16 protein-coding genes are annotated in these 19,246 nt (G+C 66.9%); 9 read left to right on the forward strand and 7 right to left on the reverse strand.

Features of this window, described 5'->3' with window-relative positions:
* Positions 1–26: 26 nt before the first annotated feature.
* The 3 genes from OYT95_RS33935 to OYT95_RS33945 are packed head-to-tail and all read left to right on the forward strand — an operon-like array spanning position 27 to position 2,718.
* Positions 27–956: an ABC transporter substrate-binding protein gene (locus tag OYT95_RS33935; protein WP_052033462.1), complete on the forward strand. Its 930-nt coding sequence runs from the start codon at positions 27–29 to the stop codon at positions 954–956.
* 20 nt (positions 957–976) lie between these two features.
* Positions 977–1,960 (forward strand): amino acid ABC transporter permease, encoded by a 984-nt coding sequence (locus OYT95_RS33940; RefSeq protein WP_037237404.1) that lies wholly within the window; start codon positions 977–979, stop codon positions 1,958–1,960.
* Positions 1,957–2,718 (forward strand): amino acid ABC transporter ATP-binding protein, encoded by a 762-nt coding sequence (locus OYT95_RS33945; protein ID WP_037237400.1) that lies wholly within the window; start codon positions 1,957–1,959, stop codon positions 2,716–2,718. The genes OYT95_RS33940 and OYT95_RS33945 overlap by 4 nt, the downstream gene beginning before the upstream one ends.
* Before the next feature lie 39 nt (positions 2,719–2,757).
* Here the strand turns inward: OYT95_RS33945 and OYT95_RS33950 are convergent, their stop codons facing one another.
* Complete coding sequence (locus OYT95_RS33950; protein ID WP_037237397.1) at positions 2,758–3,651, reverse strand: class I SAM-dependent methyltransferase; 894 nt, start codon at positions 3,649–3,651, stop codon at positions 2,758–2,760.
* A gap of 250 nt (positions 3,652–3,901) precedes the next feature.
* Here OYT95_RS33950 and rpsA point away from each other — a divergent pair, with 250 nt between their 5' ends.
* Entirely contained in the window at positions 3,902–5,386 is a 1,485-nt protein-coding gene (gene rpsA, locus OYT95_RS33955) for a 30S ribosomal protein S1 (protein ID WP_037237394.1), read from the forward strand.
* Between the two features lie 146 nt (positions 5,387–5,532).
* Here the strand turns inward: rpsA and OYT95_RS33960 are convergent, their stop codons facing one another.
* Positions 5,533–5,751: a hypothetical protein gene (locus OYT95_RS33960; protein WP_005260399.1), complete on the reverse strand. Its 219-nt coding sequence runs from the start codon at positions 5,749–5,751 to the stop codon at positions 5,533–5,535.
* 170 nt (positions 5,752–5,921) lie between these two features.
* On the opposite strand from OYT95_RS33960, the gene coaE reads away from it, so the two are divergent.
* Positions 5,922–7,136: a dephospho-CoA kinase gene (coaE, locus tag OYT95_RS33965; protein WP_268790143.1), complete on the forward strand. Its 1,215-nt coding sequence runs from the start codon at positions 5,922–5,924 to the stop codon at positions 7,134–7,136.
* 1 nt (position 7,137) lies between these two features.
* Here the strand turns inward: coaE and OYT95_RS33970 are convergent, their stop codons facing one another.
* Positions 7,138–7,656, reverse strand: a complete 519-nt coding sequence (locus OYT95_RS33970) for a DUF402 domain-containing protein (protein ID WP_037237387.1) — start codon at positions 7,654–7,656, stop codon at positions 7,138–7,140.
* Between the two features lie 77 nt (positions 7,657–7,733).
* On the opposite strand from OYT95_RS33970, the gene uvrB reads away from it, so the two are divergent.
* The 3 genes from uvrB to OYT95_RS33985 all read left to right on the forward strand — a co-directional run bounded on the left by uvrB (position 7,734) and on the right by OYT95_RS33985 (position 11,440).
* A complete protein-coding gene (uvrB, locus tag OYT95_RS33975; protein ID WP_005260403.1) occupies positions 7,734–9,896 on the forward strand; it encodes an excinuclease ABC subunit UvrB in 2,163 nt (720 codons plus the stop codon).
* 30 nt (positions 9,897–9,926) lie between these two features.
* Positions 9,927–10,799 (forward strand): SCO6745 family protein, encoded by an 873-nt coding sequence (locus OYT95_RS33980; protein WP_037237386.1) that lies wholly within the window; start codon positions 9,927–9,929, stop codon positions 10,797–10,799.
* Between the two features lie 188 nt (positions 10,800–10,987).
* Positions 10,988–11,440 (forward strand): universal stress protein, encoded by a 453-nt coding sequence (locus tag OYT95_RS33985; protein WP_005247414.1) that lies wholly within the window; start codon positions 10,988–10,990, stop codon positions 11,438–11,440.
* Positions 11,441–11,452: 12 nt separating this feature from the next.
* Here OYT95_RS33985 and OYT95_RS33990 read toward each other — a convergent pair whose 3' ends face one another.
* The 4 genes from OYT95_RS33990 to OYT95_RS34005 form a co-directional block, all read right to left on the reverse strand.
* On the reverse strand, positions 11,453–11,839 hold the full coding sequence (locus OYT95_RS33990; RefSeq protein WP_037237385.1) for a DUF732 domain-containing protein: 387 nt from the start codon (positions 11,837–11,839) through the stop codon (positions 11,453–11,455).
* Positions 11,836–14,118, reverse strand: a complete 2,283-nt coding sequence (locus tag OYT95_RS33995) for a HelD family protein (protein WP_268790144.1) — start codon at positions 14,116–14,118, stop codon at positions 11,836–11,838. Before OYT95_RS33995 ends, OYT95_RS33990 begins: the two co-directional genes overlap by 4 nt.
* Positions 14,119–14,277: 159 nt before the next feature.
* Complete coding sequence (locus OYT95_RS34000; protein WP_037237383.1) at positions 14,278–15,240, reverse strand: DoxX family protein; 963 nt, start codon at positions 15,238–15,240, stop codon at positions 14,278–14,280.
* A 168-nt stretch (positions 15,241–15,408) separates the two neighbouring features.
* Positions 15,409–16,098, reverse strand: a complete 690-nt coding sequence (locus OYT95_RS34005) for an MBL fold metallo-hydrolase (protein ID WP_037237381.1) — start codon at positions 16,096–16,098, stop codon at positions 15,409–15,411.
* A gap of 151 nt (positions 16,099–16,249) precedes the next feature.
* Here OYT95_RS34005 and uvrA point away from each other — a divergent pair, with 151 nt between their 5' ends.
* Positions 16,250–19,246 carry an excinuclease ABC subunit UvrA gene (uvrA, locus tag OYT95_RS34010; protein WP_176572849.1) on the forward strand — a complete coding sequence of 999 codons (2,997 nt, stop codon included), beginning with the start codon at positions 16,250–16,252 and terminating at the stop codon, positions 19,244–19,246.

Here is a 19,246-nt window from a genome sequence, read left to right on the forward strand (position 1 = left end):
GGTGTACCACGATTTCCTTGGAGGACATGCCAGTGTCTGGTCGATCCGTCTTCGCGCGAGGCCGAGTGGCCCGCACCATCTGTGCACTGGCGGGTGGCAGTGCTCTGCTGCTCGCCGGCTGCGCCAGCAACACCGAGGGCGGTGGTACGCCCTCCGGAGAAGAGACCGTCGCCGTGGAAGTCGACAAGGTGGATGCCATCGCGGCGACACTGCCCGAGAAGATCGCCTCGTCCGGCAAGATCATCGTCGGTGTCAATATTCCCTACTCGCCCAACGAGTTCAAGGATCCGAGCGGCAAGATCGTCGGCTTCGACGTCGACCTCGTGGACGCCGTGGGCAAGGTGCTCGGCGTGACACCGGAGTACACCGAGGCGGACTTCGACAAGATCATCCCGTCGATCCAGGCCGGCAGCTACGACATGGGTATGTCGTCGTTCACCGACACCAAGGAACGCGAGCAGTCGGTCGACTTCACCACCTACTTCAGCGCCGGAGTGCAGTGGGCGCAGCCCGCCGGGAAGTCCGTCGATCCCACCAACGCGTGCGGCCTGCGGGTCGGCGTGCAGACCACCACCATCGAGGATCTCGAGGAGGTGCCCGCCAAGAGCGCGGCGTGCGTCGCGGCCGGTAAGCCGCCCATCGAGATCGTGAAGTTCGACAGCCAGGACGACGCGGCCAACGCCGTCGCCCTCGGCAAGGTCGACGCGATGTCCGCCGACTCGCCCGTCACCGCGTACGCGATCAAGCAGAGCGACGGCAAGATCGAGGCCGCGGGCGAGGTCTTCGACGCCGCGCCGTACGGCTGGCCCGTCGCGAAGGGTTCGCCGCTCGCGCAGACCCTCCAGCAGGCGCTGCAGCACCTCATCGACGACGGCACCTACCGGACGATCGCGGAGAACTGGGGTGTCGAGGCGGGCGTCATCACCACGTCCCAGATCAACGGCGCCACGAGCTGAGCGGTTGACGAGTGTCTGACGTGGAGAAGGCTCCGGACCGGTCCGGCACCGAGACGGGGCAGGAACCGGAACCGATCAAGGCGATCCCGCTGCGGCGGCCCGGCCGCTGGATCGCCGCGATCGTCGTCGGTCTGCTGCTGGCGCTGTTCGTCAACGGTGCGCGCACCAACGAGGCGTACCGGTGGGACATCTACGCCCGCTATCTGTTCGACGCACGGATCTCGGCCGCGGCGTGGAACACCATCCAGCTGACGATCCTGTCGATGGCGATCGCCATCATCCTGGGTGTCGTCCTCGCCGTCATGCGGTTGTCGCCGAACCCGGTGCTGAAGGCGGCGTCGTGGGGGTACCTGTGGATCTTCCGCGGGACCCCGGTCTACGTGCAGTTGGTGTTCTGGGGGCTGTTCCCGTCGATCTACAAGCAGCTGGATCTGGGAATCCCGTTCGTCCACCAGTTCGTGCACATCGACCTGCAGGGAATCAACGCGGCGTTCCTGTTCGCGGTGATCGGGCTGGGACTCAACGAGGCCGCGTACATGGCCGAGATCGTCCGGGCCGGCGTGAACTCGGTCGCCGAGGGGCAGACCGAGGCGTCGGTGGCACTCGGCATGACGTGGTCGCAGACCATGCGCCGCACGGTCCTGCCGCAGGCCATGCGGGTGATCATCCCGCCCACGGGCAACGAGCTGATCAGCATGCTGAAGACGACGTCGCTGGTCACCGCGGTGCCGTACAGCCTGGAGTTGTACGGACGTGCCAGAGACATCTCGGGCGCGAACTTCCAGCCCATCCCGCTGCTGATGGTGGCCGCCACCTGGTACCTCGCCATCACCAGCCTGCTCATGATCGGCCAGTTCTACCTGGAGCGGTACTACTCGAAGGGTGCGTCCCGCAAGCTCACCCCGCGGCAACTGCAGGCGCTCGCCGACGCGCAGGGCAAGCCGCTCGTGATCGAGCCCGGGCCGGAGACCTTGCCCGACACACCCGGAGGGGAACGACGATGACGCCGATGGTCAAGGCGGACCGGGTCTGCAAGAACTTCGGGGCGCTGAAGGTACTCAAGGGTGTGTCGCTGGAGATCGACGCCGGCCAGGTCCTGTGCCTGGTCGGGCCCTCGGGCTCGGGGAAGTCGACGTTCCTGCGGTGCATCAACCACCTCGAGCAGGTCAATGCCGGGCGGCTGTACGTCGACGGCGAGATCGTCGGGTACTCCGAGCGGGGCGGCAAGCTCTACGAACTCCATCCCAGGGCTGCCGCGAAGCAGCGCCGCGACATCGGGATGGTCTTCCAGCACTTCAACCTCTTCCCGCACCGGACGGCACTCGAGAACATCATCGAGGCGCCCATCCAGGTGAAGAGGCTGAACAAGAAGAAGGCGCTCGAGCGGGGACGGGATCTCCTCGAGCAGGTGGGCTTGAGCGAGAAGGCGGACGCGTACCCGGCGCAACTGTCGGGTGGGCAGCAGCAGCGCGTCGCCATCGCCCGCGCGCTGGCGATGGACCCCAAGCTGATGCTGTTCGACGAGCCGACGTCCGCGCTCGACCCGGAGCTGGTCGGGGAGGTGCTGACCGTGATGAAGGATCTCGCGGCAGGCGGCATGACGATGGTCGTCGTCACGCACGAGATGGGCTTCGCACGCGAGGTGGCCGACCAGCTCGTGTTCATGGACGCCGGCGTCGTCGTCGAATCGGGGAACCCCCGCGAGCTGCTCGCCAATCCGCAGCACGACCGCACCAAGTTGTTCCTGTCGAAGCTGCTGTAGTGGCCTCCGGCCCCGTGAGTACTTCTCAACCGCGGGCGGTTAAGAAGTACTCACGGGTTTGCGGCAGCTGAAGATGGCGGTGCCGGGGAAGATCTGTCCACGCAGTGGGCTCCACTGCCCCCATTCGCGGTCGAGCCACTCGGGCCACTCCGGCTCGATGATGTCGCGTACCTCCAGGCCTGCCGCCACGATCTCGCGAACCCGGTCGCCGATGGTCCGGTGGTGCTCGACGTAGGTGGGGACGCCGTCGCCGTCGACCTCCACGTAGGGCGTGCGGTCGAAGTAGGGGAGCGACGCGGTGAGCCCGCGCGGGCCCGGATCGTCCGGGAAGATCCAGCGGATCGGATGGTTCACGGCGAACACCCACAGCCCGCCCGGGCGGAGAACTCGGGCCACCTCACTCATCACCCGCTGTGAGTCCGCCACGAACGGAACTGCACCAAAAGCCGAACATGCGATGTCGAAACTCGCGTCGGAGAAGGGGAGGTGCTCGGCTCCCGCATGAACGAGCGGCACAGTCGCGCCGCCCGCCCGCATGGCCTCGACCCCGCGGGTCAGCATCGACATGGACAGATCGAGCCCGACCGCCCGGGCGCCCCGGCCGGCGAGCCATCGCGCACAGGGCGCGGAACCGCAGCCCACCTCGAGGACGTCCTTGCCCGCCACGTCACCGAGCAGGTGGTAATCGCCCTCGTGGAGTCCCTCCGGACACCAGACGAACTCGCCCTCGGACGAGTCCACGCCGAGGAACTCGCCGTGGGTGCGGTGGTAGTCGTCCGCATCGGCGTCCCACCAGGCGCGGCTCGCGCGTTCGCTGGACTCGGAATCGACACGGACCCTGCTCACCCCGGACGTTCCGAGCACGCTGTTGGCGGTGCCGTGACGGTCGTCTTCGGGGGAGAGAGGGGAATCGGAGGGGCGAGGATCGGGCATGGGCAACAGAGTAGAGCGTGGGAACGTGCCCGGGTTTGCCCAGCTTGCCCACGGGCGCGTAGCCTATTGCACGCGAGTGTCTATGTGTGCGGCATCGGATTCGGTTCAGTTCGAGTTTGTTCGGTTCCAGTCGGGTGTCGTTCACTGCGCTTGCGGTGATCTGATTCGGCGGGAATGTTCCGTCGGTTCAGGTTGCTTGTCCGACAGAACACCATCAACCGACCACAACCCGTCCGGAGCAACTCAACACATGCCCTCCACCACCGTGACCTCGCCGCAGGTAGCCGTCAACGACATCGGCTCCGCCGAGGACTTCCTCGCCGCCATCGACGCAACGATCAAGTACTTCAACGATGGCGACATCGTCGAAGGCACCATCGTCAAGGTCGATCGTGACGAGGTCCTGCTCGACATCGGTTACAAGACCGAAGGCGTCATCCCTTCCCGTGAGCTCTCCATCAAGCACGACGTCGACCCCAACGAGGTCGTCTCCGTGGGCGATGAGGTCGAAGCTCTCGTCCTCACCAAGGAGGACAAGGAAGGCCGACTGATCCTGTCGAAGAAGCGCGCTCAGTACGAGCGTGCCTGGGGCACCATCGAGGAGCTCAAGGAGAAGGACGAGGCCGTCAAGGGCACCGTCATCGAGGTCGTCAAGGGCGGCCTGATCCTCGACATCGGCCTGCGTGGCTTCCTCCCCGCTTCGCTCGTCGAGATGCGCCGTGTCCGCGATCTCCAGCCGTACGTCGGCAAGGAGATCGAGGCCAAGATCATCGAGCTCGACAAGAACCGCAACAACGTCGTCCTCTCGCGCCGCGCATGGCTCGAGCAGACGCAGTCCGAGGTTCGCAGCGAGTTCCTGCACCAGCTGCAGAAGGGCCAGGTCCGCAAGGGCGTCGTGTCCTCCATCGTCAACTTCGGTGCCTTCGTGGACCTGGGCGGCGTCGACGGCCTGGTGCACGTTTCCGAGCTGTCCTGGAAGCACATCGACCACCCGTCCGAGGTTGTCGAGGTCGGCACCGAGGTCACCGTCGAGGTTCTCGACGTCGACCTGGACCGCGAGCGCGTCTCCCTGTCGCTCAAGGCCACCCAGGAAGACCCGTGGCGTCAGTTCGCCCGTACGCACGCCATCGGCCAGATCGTGCCCGGCAAGGTCACGAAGCTGGTTCCGTTCGGTGCCTTCGTGCGCGTCGAAGAGGGAATCGAAGGCCTCGTCCACATCTCCGAGCTGGCCGAGCGCCACGTGGAGGTCCCGGACCAGGTTGTCGGCGTCAACGACGATGCACTCGTCAAGGTCATCGACATCGACCTCGAGCGTCGTCGCATCTCGCTGTCGCTGAAGCAGGCCAACGAGGACTACAACGCCGAGTTCGATCCGTCCAAGTACGGCATGGCGGACAGCTACGACGAGCAGGGCAACTACATCTTCCCCGAGGGCTTCGATCCCGAGACCAACGAATGGCTCGAGGGCTTCGACAAGCAGCGTGAAGAGTGGGAGAACCGCTACGCCGAGGCTGAGCGTCGTCACAAGATGCACACCGCTCAGATGGAGAAGACCGCTGCAGACGAGGCCGCCGAGGCTGCCACCGCTGCTGCCGGCTACTCCTCCGAGTCGGGTGCCGGCGACGCCGACGCCGCAGCGTCCTCCAGCGCCTCGTCGTCCGAGTCTGCCGGCGGATCGCTCGCCAGCGACGCACAGCTCGCCGCACTGCGCGAGAAGCTGTCGGGCAACGCCTAGTAAGTCCGCCTGACTCGTCAGGCAAAGCCGAAGACCCCGCTCCTGCATTGCAGGGGCGGGGTCTCGTCGTTGCAGGACGTCCGAACATGACTGTGGCCCAACCTCTTCGGAGGTTGGGCCACAGTGGTGTCGGGTGAGGCGGGCGCTCAGTTCGCGGTGGCGGGAATCCAGTAACCGGACGACGACTGCACCTCGGCGCGCTTGCGCATCGTTGCGAAGCTGTGCCTGCCCTGGCCGATGAGTGCCGTGAGCCAGGTCCGGCGATGTTCGGCGAGCGCGGAGGCCACCTCGGGGATCTCGATGCAATGCACCCCGCCCGCAATGCCGAGGCGGTGCCGACCGAACTGGTTGCGGTGATCGCGCATGGCGTTCCTCTTCTTCGAGAAGGTGCAGGTCGGGTGCGTTCGCTAGAACATAACCGACCGTGTCGGACATCTGTGGTATTTGGGGCAGGTGAGTCTGCAGGGAGGGAAGAGGGTGGAGATCGGCGAGGGACGTGCGTACTCGGTGCACGGCGGGTGCAACACTGGGGGGCGTGTTGAGAATCGGCCTCACTGGAGGCATAGGAGCCGGTAAGTCCACCGTGTCGAAGGTCCTCGCCGAACTCGGGGCCGTGATCGTCGATGCCGATCTGATTGCGCGGGAGGTCGTCGAACCCGGAACACCCGGCCTCGCGGCCCTCGTCGATCGGTTCGGCGAAGAGATCCTGACGGAGGACGGCGCGCTCGACCGGCCCGCCCTGGCCGCCCGCGCCTTTGCCGACGACGAATCGCGGCTCGCGCTGAATGCCATCGTTCACCCGCTCGTCGGGGCGCGCACCACCGAGACCATCGAATCGGCGCCCAAGGACGCGATCCTCGTCCAGGACATTCCGCTGCTGGTCGAGGGCGGAATGGGCGCTGCCTTCCACCTGGTCGTCGTTGTGTTCGTCGATGCCGAGGAGCGGGTGCAGCGGCTCGTCGGATCGCGGGGGATGCCCGAGACCGATGCGCGGGCGCGGATCGCAGCCCAGGCCGACGACGATCAGCGGCGGGCGGCGGCCGACGTCTGGCTCGACAACAGCGGCGCCCCGGGCGCACTCGAGCCGGAGATCCGGGCGCTGTGGTCGGAGCGTCTCGTGCCGTTCGAGTCCAATATCCGCACCCGGACCGTCGTCCGTTTCCTGCCCGAACTCGCCCCGCCGAACCCGCAGTGGCCGGCGCAGGCGGACCGGCTGATCGCTCGGTTGCGACTGGTGTGCGGTGACCGCGCTGTCCGGGTCGACCACATCGGGTCGACGGCCGTCGAGGGATTGCCCGCCAAGGACGTCCTCGACGTGCAGGTGACGGTCGCGAACCTCGAAACGGCGGACGACCTCGCCGAATCACTCGCCGACGCCGGGTTCCCCCGCATCGAGCACATCACCGCCGACGACCCGAAGCCCTCGTACCAGGGCGGAGAGACCGACCCGGCGCTGTGGGGCAAGCGAATCCACGGCGGTGCCGACCCGGGACGGCCCGTCAACATCCATCTTCGTGTCGACGGGTGGCCCGGGCAGCAGTTCGCGCTCGTGTTCCGCGACTGGCTGCGCGCCGACACCGACGCCCGCACCGAGTACCTCGCGGTCAAGGAAGGTGCGGCGGAGAAGGCTGCCGGTCACACGGACTACCGCGACGCGATCACCGCCTACGTCGACGCGAAGTCCCCGTGGTTCGACCGCGCCTATCACCGGGCGTGGGAATGGGCCGAGCGGACCGGCTGGCGCGCGTAGGTCACCGCCAGTCGATCGGCATCCCGATCGAGGCCAGCCACCGGCCGAGGTCGTGGCCGTGCGCGGCAATTCCGTCGATCGCCGTGGTGGCGGTGAGGATCGCCTGCTCGACCGTCGCGGTGTCGAGCAGTCCGGTGCTGTGCGCCTCCATCAACTCGTCGACGTCGAGGAGTTCGGTGTCCCGGCCGGTGCGGACGACCAGGTCCAGGTAGTGGTCCTCCGACTTCCACACGTCGTCACCTCGGGTGAAGGTGCCGATGTCGACGTAGTGGTCCTGATCGCGCTGGTGGTAGGGGTGGTAGTGGAAGATCGACGCGCGCAGACCGAGGTCGGGGAGCAGCCACGACTCCAGGTAGTGGAACTGCCGGTGGTCGGAGGTGCGCGCCATGTACAGCCCCCACGGCTCGACGCGGTAGTGATCGACGTGGCGGACGAACCCCTTGGGGTCGGTGTTGGTGTGATCTCGTAGGTCGAAGTACTCGACCTTCGGTGGGTGGATGTCGTGACTCGCGCCTGCCATGGTGGGGAACCTACCGGGTTTTTCAGCCCACGGAGATCGTCGGGGAGTTTGTCGGTACCTGCGCCTACCCTGGTTGCATGGCGTTTGCATCCGAGCACCCCGTGGTGGCACATTCCGAGTTCCGTCCCATCGGGGATATCGAGCGGTCGGAAGCGCGGTTCGAGGTCGTCAGCGACCACAAGCCGGCCGGCGACCAGCCCACCGCGATCGCCGATCTGGAACGCCGCATCAACGCCGGCGAGAAGGACGTGGTCCTGCTCGGCGCCACCGGTACGGGTAAGTCCGCGACCACGGCGTGGTTGATCGAGAAGGTGCAGCGGCCCACCCTGGTGATGGCGCCCAACAAGACGCTCGCCGCGCAGTTGGCCAACGAGCTTCGCGACATGCTGCCCAACAACTCCGTCGAGTACTTCGTCTCGTACTACGACTACTACCAGCCCGAGGCGTACATCGCGCAGACCGACACCTACATCGAGAAGGACTCGTCGATCAACGACGACGTCGAGCGACTGCGCCACTCCGCGACGTCGAGCCTGCTCTCGCGGCGGGACGTGGTCGTGGTGGCGTCCGTGTCGTGCATCTACGGCCTCGGCACCCCGCAGTCGTACCTCGACCGGTCGGTGCAGCTCGAGGTCGGTGTGGAGGTTCCGCGCGATGCGCTGCTGCGGCTGCTGGTCGATGTGCAGTACACCCGCAACGATCTGGCGTTCACCCGCGGATCCTTCCGGGTGCGCGGCGACACCGTCGAGATCATTCCCTCCTACGAGGAGCTGGCGGTGCGGATCGAGTTCTTCGGCGACGAGATCGAGGCGCTGTACTACCTGCACCCCCTCACCGGGGACGTGGTGCGGAAGGTCGACTCGGTGCGCATCTTCCCGGCGACGCATTACGTCGCGGGTCCCGAGCGGATGGAACGCGCCGTCAAGGACATCGAAGCCGAACTCGAGGAACGGCTCGCCGACCTCGAGAACAAGGGCAAGCTGCTCGAGGCGCAGCGGCTGCGGATGCGCACACAGTACGACCTCGAGATGATCAAGCAGGTCGGGTTCTGCTCCGGCATCGAGAACTACTCGCGTCACATCGACGGTCGTGGGCCGGGCACCGCGCCCGCCACACTGATCGACTACTTCCCGGAGGACTTCCTCCTCGTCATCGACGAGTCCCACGTGACGGTCCCGCAGATCGGCGCGATGTACGAGGGTGACATGTCGCGTAAGCGGAACCTCGTCGAGTTCGGGTTCCGGTTGCCGTCCGCCACCGACAACCGCCCGCTGACCTGGGAGGAATTCACCCAGCGCATCGGGCAGACGGTGTACCTGTCGGCCACACCCGGCAAGTACGAGCTCGGACAGGCAGGCGGGGAGTTCGTCGAGCAGGTCATCCGCCCCACCGGTCTCGTCGACCCCCAGGTGGTCGTCAAACCGACCAAGGGGCAGATCGACGACCTCGTGCACGAGATCCGCGAACGCGCGGACCGCGACGAGCGCGTCCTCGTCACCACGTTGACGAAGAAGATGGCGGAAGACCTCACCGACTACCTCCTCGAACTCGGGATCCGGGTGCGGTACCTGCACTCGGACATCGACACCCTGCGACGGGTCGAGCTGCTCCGGCAGCTTCGGCTCGGGGAGTACGACGTTCTGGTGGGTATCAACCTGCTGCGTGAGGGCCTCGACCTTCCCGAGGTGTCGTTGGTGGCCATCCTCGACGCCGACAAGGAGGGGTTCCTCCGGAGCTCGACCAGCCTCATCCAGACCATCGGCCGTGCAGCTCGTAACGTCTCCGGCCAGGTCCACATGTACGCCGACAAGATCACCGACTCGATGCAGCACGCGATCGAGGAGACCGAGCGGCGGCGTGAGAAGCAGATCGCCTACAACGAGAAGATGGGCGTCGATCCGCAGCCGCTGCGGAAGAAGATCGCGGACATCCTCGACCAGGTCTACGAGGAAGCCGAGGACACGGCCAGCGGGGTCGACGTCGGCGGTTCCGGACGCAACGCCACCCGCGGGCGCCGCGCGCAGGGCGAGGCCGGACGCTCGGTCAGCGCCGGGGTCTACGAGGGTCGCGACACGAAGTCGATGCCCAGGGCGGAGTTGGCGGACCTGGTCAAGGAATTGACCGATCAGATGATGAACGCCGCCCGCGATCTGCAGTTCGAACTCGCCGGGCGACTGCGCGACGAGATCGCCGACCTGAAGAAGGAGCTGCGCGGCATGGACGCCGCGGGCCTGAAATAGCGGCGGCGTCGAGGCAGTACGGTCTGAAGCATGGATGCACACAGCGCAGGTAGTACCGCCCGGTCCTTGGAGTTGCTTCATTCCCTCAGCTATTTCGTTCCCGAGGTCGAGGATCGTCTGGTCGAGGCGGGTCTCGAGCCGGGTCGGATGGGCTACTTCGCGGGCCGCTCCGCGGCGTTGGGCGCGGTCGGTGCGGGCGTCGTCACTGCGACCTTCTTCAACTTCAGTCCGGCCGTGATCGAGTCGGTCATTCCGCGTGCCTGGGGTCTGGCCACGCCCGCGGCAATCGTCGCGGCGCGATACCGGGCAGTCGGGGAGGCGTATGTGCGACTTCTCGGCGAATCGGTGACGAATTCTCCGGAGATGGCCGAGGCCGCCGAACTCGCGTCGATCGCCGCCCGGGGGATCCAGGGTGTCGAGGGTAGGCCCCTATACGCGGGTTATGCGGAGGTGGAGTGGCCGGACGCACCGCACCTCGCCTTCTGGCATGCCCTCACGTTGTTGCGGGAGTACCGCGGCGACGGTCACGTCGCCGCCCTGCAGACGGCGGGGCTCAGCGGACTCGAATCTCTGATCACGCACACCGCGACCGGATTCGGATTCCAGAAGAAGTTCGCGATCACCCGCCGCGCCTGGACTCAGGACCAGTGGGACTCGGCGAGCGACAGTCTGCGCGACCGCGAGATCCTGGATGCGCGGGGTGAACTCACCGCAGACGGCAAGGAACTGCGCGAACTGGTCGAGGATCTCACCGACGATCTCGCGCTGGCCCCGTGGGCCGCGCTGGGGGAGGACGGGGCGGCCCGGCTCGTCGAACTCGCGACCCCGTGGCGTGACGCGATCGTCGCGGCGGGGGTGTTCCCGGCCGGCGTGTTCGGTCCCAAGGTCGGCACGTCACGTTGACGCTGATCACAGCCCGGGCGCGTCCGGAATGTGATCCGTCATGCACTGGGGATATCCCCTGTGGCATGTGTTGCAAATGCACCTATGCGGGCACCGATACAGCTAGGGTCAGCGCAGTGGCTGCTGGGTCCAGGCATGACGGATGTCCGGACCCCGGCCAATTGACCACCGCAGACATGGAGGAATGAATGAGCGCCTACCGGACCGTTGTCGTCGGAACCGATGGCTCCGAGTCGTCGTTTCTGGCCGTCGAGAAGGCTGCCGCCATCGCGGGGGACGCCGGCGCCAAGCTGATCATCGCCTGCGCGTACTACCCGGCCGATCCGAAGGACGTCGGGCAGGCCGCCGACGCGCTCGGTGACGAGGCCTACCAGATCACCGGTTCTGCCCCGACGTACGAGATCCTCCGCACCGCGAAGGAGCGCGCCCACGCCGCCGGCGCCAAGGAGGTCGTGGAACGCGCCGTCGTCGGCGCCCCCGTCGAATCGCTGCTGAACCTGGTCGACGAGGTCGAGGCCGGTCTCCTGGTGATCGGCAACCGGGGACTCAACACCCTTACCGGGCGTCTCCTCGGCTCGGTTCCGTCGGATGCCGCACGCAAGTCGACGTCCGACGTCCTCATCGTCCACACGGTGCGCTGACGCACGACTCGATCAGCAGTAATTCGCCTCGGCGGCATCGAGATAGACCTGCGCCACCTGTTCGGTGGTGAGGCCGATATCCGACGTCGCCGAGGCGAACTGCGCTATCGGGGTCAGATGCGCGAGGATCGTCGCCTCGTCGGTGCCCCCGGACAGCTGACCGCAAATCCCGTTGGCGAGTGCCATGACCGTGTCGTCGGGCAGCGCCGGTATGCCGGCTCCGATCAGCGACTCCTTGTAGCGCAGGCCACGGGCGTCCAGGTGTGACGCGGCTGTCGTGGACACAACCGAGGCCGTTGACGGCGGATCGGAGGCGGTGGCCTCCGAACACGCGGTCAGCACGATCGCGGTGAGGACGAGCCCACACCCCATCAGCCGACCGCGGCCGCCCGGTGTCACGACAGAATCCCGACCTCGGCCGGACCGAGTTCGGACAGCACCGAGGGCAAGGTCTTGGTGTGCACCACACCGAGTCGTTGCGTCGCGCGGGTCAGGGCGACGTAGAGGTCGTTCATTCCCCGCGGCGACTCGTCGAGAATGTCCTGGGGTTCGGCGATGAGCACCGAGTCGAACTCCAACCCCTTGACGTCCCGAACCGTCAGGACGCTGACGGTGTCCGACCTCAGGTCGGAGAGTGCGGCGACGAGGTCGTGGCCCCCGATCACGACAGTGGTGCCCGGTCCGGTTTCCCGGGACACGCAGGTGCGCACGGTGTCTGCGAGTTCGCCTTCGGACACCTGCAGTGCCCACGGAGCGAAACCGGATTCGCGCACCGACCGCGGCACTGTCTGTTCGGCGTCGATCTCGGCGAGAACCCGCCGTGCCGTCGTCATGATCTCCGCCGGAGTGCGGTAGTTGACGGTCAGTTCCGTCAGCTTCCACCGTGTGGCCACGTACGGCTCGAGGATCCGTTGCCACGACGACGTTCCCGCCGGGTCGCCGGTCTGCGCGGTGTCGCCGACGAGCGTCATCCAGCGATTCGGTATGCGCCGCATCAGCATTCGCCAGGCCATCTCCGAGAGCTCCTGCGCCTCGTCGACGATCACGTGGCCGTAGGTCCAGGTTCGGTCGCCCGCTGCGCGCTCCGCGGTCGTCTGGTGCTGTCCCACGTCGTGGCGTTCGGCCAGCTGACTGGCGTCGATCAGGTCGTAGGCCATCAGAATTTCCGGGTCCAGCTCGTCCTCGAGATCCTGTGGCGCCGAACCGGTCAGGATGTCCAGAGCGCCCTGGGCATCCGCGATCTGGGCGCGCCACTGGCGGCGGGCGCGCTCCCGTTCGGCGGCGTCGTCGACGCCGAGCAGTTCCGCCAATTCGTCGAGCAGGGGTGCGTCGGCGGCACTGAAGCCGCGCATGACGGGGCGTCGCAGCGACTCACGTTGCGCTTCGGTCAGATTCGGCGCGGCGTCGGCCAGTCGCTTCGGCGAGGCATACAGTTCGGCGAGGACCTGCTGCGGTGACAGTTCCGGCCACAGCGCACTGATCGCCGTCATGATCTCCGGGTCTTCGCGCATCTCGTCCCGCATATCGGCGATGTCGTCCCGGCTCAGCAGGTTGCCGCCGTCGACGACGTTGGCGCCCAGTGTGTCCGCGAGTTGCTGGGCGAGTGCCTCGATGACCGACGAGACGAAGATGGGACGGGCCAGGTTGTGCGGGCGTCGCGACGACCTCGCCCGGCCACGAGCGCGGGTGACGACCTTGCGGTCGAGGGTGATCCGGTAGGTGTCGAACGTCAGCTCGACGGGACGCGACGGCACCTCCTGCCGGTCCCGGACCGCCTTCTTGAGGACGTCGAGCATGTCGAGCGAGCCCTTGATCTCGCCGGCGTCGAGGCCGTCCTCGACGGTGGCGCGGACGCCGGGGTAGAGGTCGCCGATGGTCGAGAGCAGCACACCGGTCTCGCCGAGCGACGGCAGCACCTGACCGATGTAGTCGAGGAACGTGGCGTTGGGGCCGATGATGAGGACACCGGCCTTGGCGAGCTGCTGACGGTAGGTGTACAGCAGGTAGGCGGCGCGGTGCAGAGCGACCGCGGTCTTGCCGGTTCCGGGTCCGCCCTGGACCACCAGCACACTCTTGTGTTCCGACCGGATGATGGCGTCCTGTTCACCCTGGATCGTCTCGACGATGTCGTTCATTTGACCCGTGCGGGCCGCGTTGAGGGCCGCGAGCAGCGCACTCTCACCCGCGACGCCGTCCGAGCCGGTGACCGTGCCCGCGGCCTCCGCCGCCGCCAGATCCAGATACTCGTCGTTGACGGCCGTCACCCGGCGGCTTCGCGTCCGGATGTGCCGTCGACGGGAGACGCCGTCGGGGGCGGCGGGGGTGGCGAGGTAGAACGGGCGGGCAAGGGGCGCACGCCAATCGAGGAGCATCGTCTCGTAGTCGTTCTCCTCGTCGAGGATGCCGAGTCGGCCGATGTAGCGGTGCTCGCCGTCGAGATCGATTCGCCCGAAGCACAGACCGTTCTCGGCGGCGTCGTATTTGGCGAGGTCTTCGGTGTAGAGCTGGTTGAACGACTCCCGCTCGCTGCGGGCTTGCGGGGTCCCGCCGGTTTCGAGCAGAACACGGCTCAGCCGGTTCGCCGCGTACTGGCGAAGGCCGTCCAGTCGGGTGTAGAGCATCGTCACGTACTGCTGCTCGAGCTCGCGCTCGTCGCGTGACGTGTCCTCGTCGGGCAAGAGGTCTCCTTGACTGGTTCGGCTGCAACCGGATCGGCTGCAAAAGTGCCTGGACAGTCTAGTCGGCCCCGGAGGCGGCCCGCTGACAGTGCAGGTCAGGGGCGATCTCCGGGGCCGATCAGATCGAATATCCGGCGCCGGTCGGCGCCGCGGATCGGGTCAGTGGGACAGTTCGTCCCGCTTCGCTCGGGCCTTCTCGAGCGCGGTTTCCGCTTGCTTGCGGGCCCGCTTGCTCAGCACCTCACTGCGTTCCGCGGCGGTGCCTGCCCATTCGCCGCTCTTCTCGCGGGCGACCTCGGCCAATTCCGGGCCGCGCTCTTTGGCGACGTCGACGAGTTCCGCTCCGCGTTCCTTTGCCAGTTCGACGAGTTCCGCGCCGCGCTCCTTGGCGACCTCGGCCCACTCGGAGCCGTGTTCCTTGGCGATTTCGGCCCACTCGGAGCCGTGTTCCTTCGCGACGTCCGCCCACTCGGGGCCGCGGTCCGCCGCGACCTTCGCGAATTCGGCGCCACGGTCTTTCGCGATCTCGAGGAGCCCGGACCCGCGCTCGGCGGCCTCACCGGACAGGATGCGTGCGCGCTCCGACGCCGCAGCCAACGCCTCCGCGATCTCGGGACCGTGATGGTCGTGACCCGATCCGAGCGGCAGAGCCGCTGCCACGGTCTCCTGTGCGTGCCGGGCGGCGCGACGGCCACGCCAGCCGAGGGACGGCTTGCCCTCGGTGTCGACGGCGGCGATCAGCAGTCCGCCGAGCAGGCTGACGTTCTTGAGGAACTGAGTGCGCTGCGCCGCCTTCTTGGCGGGGTCGGTCTCGTTCCAGAAGTCGTGCCCCACAACGGTAGTGGGCACGAGGCTGCCGGCAAGCGCGAGGGACGCGAGTCGCGGCGCCTTCCCGGTGGCGAGAAGAATTCCGCCGCCGATCTGCACGGCGGCGTTGATCTTGACCAACGTCTCCGGGTCGGACGGGATCTTCTGCGTGACGGACCCGGGAAGCGCCTCGGTGGACTTGTCGATCAGTGGTGCGGCGGCCTGTGCTCTCTGCGCCGGATTTCGAAGTGCATCGATCCCTCCGCTGATGAAGACTGCGGACAGCAGTGGGCGAGCGATACGACGGACAAGCATTCCTGGCCTCCCAATCTCGAGTTCTCCCGTCTCACACTAACGAGAGTTCTGGGCAGCCGTCGGCGTACGACTGAGTTGCCGAACCGACGTGCTGCCCATTCACCAGTACCCAGGGAGGCCGATCGCCAATCGCGGACCGTTCGGTGCGCAATCGGCGATCGGGTGGGGTCACCAGCCGCGCTCGCGCCACTCCCCGAGGTGGGGGCGCTCGGCCCCGAGGGTGGTGTCGTCACCGTGGCCGGGGTAGACGACCGTGTCGTCGCCGTAGCGGTCGAAGAGCTTGGTTTCGACGTCGGAGAGCAGCGATGCGAACTTGCCGGCGTCGGCGGTCTTACCGACGCCGCCGGGGAAGAGGGAGTCGCCGGTGAAGAGATGGGTGCGTCCGCCGCCGGCCTCGGTGAGCGCGAGTGCGACGGAGCCGGGGGTGTGGCCGGCGAGGTGGATCACGTCGAGGGTGACGTCGCCGACGGTGACCGTGTCACCGTCCTCGAGGAGACGGTCGGGCCGGACGGGCAGTGCGTCGGCGTCGAGCGGATGGGCGGCGGTGTCCACGCGGGTGGCGGCCGCGACGTCCTCGAGCGCCAGCCAGTGGTCGCCGTGCTGGTGTGTGGTGACGATCAGCTCGAGGGACGGAGCGTGTTCGCCGATCAGTTGGTTGACGCGGTCCGCCTCGTTGGCGGCGTCGATGAGGACGGATTTTCCGGTTGTGGAACAGACGACCAGGTACACGTTGTTGTCCATGGGGCCGACGGACATCTTCGTGATCGTGGCTCCCGGAACCGTGCGGCGCTGCGGCGCCGACCCGGGGGAGACGTGGCCGGTGTACGAGTCTTCTATCACCATGGGCTGCTCGGTCATGATGGGGAGGCTACCGTCGAATACAGGCAGGTGAGTGGCAGGGCGGCCATCCGTCCCACAGAACCTGTCGGTGCCCCGGCTTACCATGGCACGGCCAGAGGGCCCAGCGTTCATGCGTGTCCTCGGCTGTCGAACAATGAAGGGACTTGGAGTGGCGGATCGCCTTATCGTGCGGGGTGCCCGTGAGCACAATCTGCGAGGGGTCGATCTCGATCTGCCCCGCGACAGCCTGATCGTGTTCACCGGGCTGTCGGGCTCGGGCAAGTCGAGTCTGGCGTTCGACACGATCTTCGCCGAGGGTCAGCGACGCTACGTCGAGTCGCTGTCGGCGTACGCGCGCCAGTTCCTCGGTCAGATGGACAAGCCCGACGTCGACTTCATCGAAGGTCTGTCGCCTGCGGTGTCCATCGACCAGAAGTCGACCAACCGCAACCCGCGGTCGACGGTCGGCACCATCACGGAGGTCTACGACTACCTCCGTCTGCTGTACGCCCGCGCCGGCACCGCCCACTGCCCGGTGTGTGGTGAGCAGATCGCGCGGCAGACGCCGCAGCAGATCGTCGACCAGGTCCTCGACATGGAGGAAGGCACCCGCTTCCAGGTGCTCGCTCCCGTCGTGCGGACCCGCAAGGGTGAATTCGTCGACCTGTTCGACCAGCTCAACATGCAGGGCTACTCACGTGTGCGGGTCGACGGCGTCGTGCATCCGCTGTCCGATCCGCCCAAGCTCAAGAAGCAGGAGAAGCACGACATCGAGGTCGTCGTCGACCGCCTCACCGTCAAGGCCAGCTCCAAGCAGCGGCTCACCGATTCCGTCGAGACCGCGCTGCGGTTGGCGGAGGGCATCGTCGTCCTCGACTTCGTCGACCGCGAAGAGAACGCCGCAGACCGGGAACGCCGGTTCTCGGAGAAGCTCGCGTGCCCGAACGGACACGCGCTCTCCATCGACGACCTCGAACCCCGGTCGTTCTCGTTCAACTCCCCGTACGGCGCGTGCCCCGAGTGCACCGGCCTCGGCATCCGCAAGGAGGTCGACCCCGACCTCGTGGTCCCCGATCCCGAGCTGTCCCTCGAGGACGGAGCGATCGCACCGTGGTCGATGGGGCAGAGTTCCGAATACTTCGGCCGCCTGCTGTCCGGGCTCGGCGACATTCTCGGCTTCGACATGAAGACGCCGTGGAACAAGCTGCCCGCGAAGGCACGCCGCGCGATCCTGGAGGGCAGCGAGGAACAGGTCCACGTCCGATACAAGAACCGGTACGGGCGTACCCGTTCCTACTACGCCGAGTTCGAGGGCGTCATGCCGTTCCTGCACCGCCGGCTCGAGCAGACCGAGTCGGACCAGATGAAGGAACGCTACGACGGCTACATGCGAGACACCCCCTGTCCCGCGTGTGGCGGTGCGCGTCTGCGCCCCGAGATCCTGTCGGTCACGATCGCGAACGAGAAGTTCGGCATGAAGTCGATCGCCGAGGTCTGTGAACTGTCGATCTCCGATTGCGCCGACTTCCTGAACAGCCTCACGCTGGGCAGTCGCGAGGAGGCCATCGCCGGTCAGGTGCTCAAGGAGGTCCAGGCACGTCTCGGCTTCCTGCTCGACGTCGGCCTCGAATACCTGTCGCTCGCCCGCGCCGCAGGCACCCTGTCCGGCGGTGAGGCGCAGCGTATTCGCCTCGCCACCCAGATCGGCTCGGGCCTGGTGGGCGTCCTGTACGTCCTCGACGAGCCGTCGATCGGTCTGCATCAGCGCGACAACCGGCGTCTCATCGAGACCCTGACGCGTCTTCGCGACCTCGGGAACACACTCATCGTGGTCGAACACGACGAAGACACCATCCGGACGTCCGACTGGGTGGTCGACATCGGACCGCTCGCAGGCGAGCACGGAGGCAAGGTCGTCCACAGCGGGCCGTACGAGGAACTGCTCGACTGCGAGGAATCCCTCACCGGCGCGTACCTGTCGGGGCGCAGTCACATCGAGATTCCGGCCATCCGCCGACCGGTCGATCGCAAGCGGCAGGTCACGGTGATCGGCGCGCGCGAACACAACCTCGGGGGTATCGACGTCAGTTTCCCGCTGGGTGTGCTCACGTCGGTCACCGGCGTGTCCGGGTCCGGTAAGTCGACGCTCGTCAACGACATCCTCGCGACGGTGATGGCGAACAAACTCAACGGCGCCCGCCAGGTGCCGGGCCGGCACACCCGCATCAACGGGCTCGACCAGCTGGACAAGCTCGTGCAGGTCGACCAGTCGCCGATCGGCCGCACCCCGCGGTCCAATGCGGCCACCTACACCGGGGTGTTCGACAAGATCCGCACCCTGTTCGCCGCCACCACGGAGTCGAAGGTGCGCGGCTACCAGCCGGGCCGGTTCTCGTTCAACGTCAAGGGCGGCCGGTGCGAGGCCTGCTCGGGCGACGGCACGCTGAAGATCGAGATGAACTTCCTGCCCGACGTGTACGTGCCGTGCGAGGTCTGCCACGGCGCCCGGTACAACCGCGAGACTCTCGAGGTCCACTACAAGGGCAAGACCATCGCCGAGGTCCTGGACATGCCGATCGAGGAGGCCGCGGAGTTCTTCGAGCCCATCACCTCGATCCACCGCTACCTCAAGACCCTGGTCGAGGTCGGACTCGGGTACGTGCGGCTCGGTCAGCCCGCGCCGACGTTGTCCGGTGGTGAGGCGCAGCGCGTGAAACTTGCTGCCGAACTGCAGAAACGTTCGACCGGCCGCACGGTGTACATCCTCGACGAGCCCACGACGGGTCTGCACTTCGAGGACATCCGTAAGCTGCTCGGTGTCGTCAACGGGTTGGTCGACAAGGGCAACACGGTGATCGTGATCGAGCACAACCTCGACGTGATCAAGACCTCCGACTGGGTGGTCGACATGGGGCCCGAGGGCGGGTCCGGCGGTGGAACCGTCGTCGCGCAGGGCACTCCGGAGGAGGTGGCGCAGGTTCCGGAGAGTTACACGGGTCGGTTCCTGGAAAACGTCCTCGAGGTGCCGGCGGCTCCCGCTGCGGCGAAATCGAAGGCGGCCAAGTCGTCGGCGACACGGAAGTCCGCTTCGACGAAGAAGACTGCCGCGGCCGCCACGGCGACACCGCGTAAGCGGGCGCCGAAGAAGGCCGCGGCAGTCAGCTGA

Origin of the sequence: Rhodococcus sp. JS3073 (genome assembly GCF_026810085.1) — a bacterium.
Taxonomy (GTDB): domain Bacteria; phylum Actinomycetota; class Actinomycetes; order Mycobacteriales; family Mycobacteriaceae; genus Rhodococcus_F; species Rhodococcus_F wratislaviensis.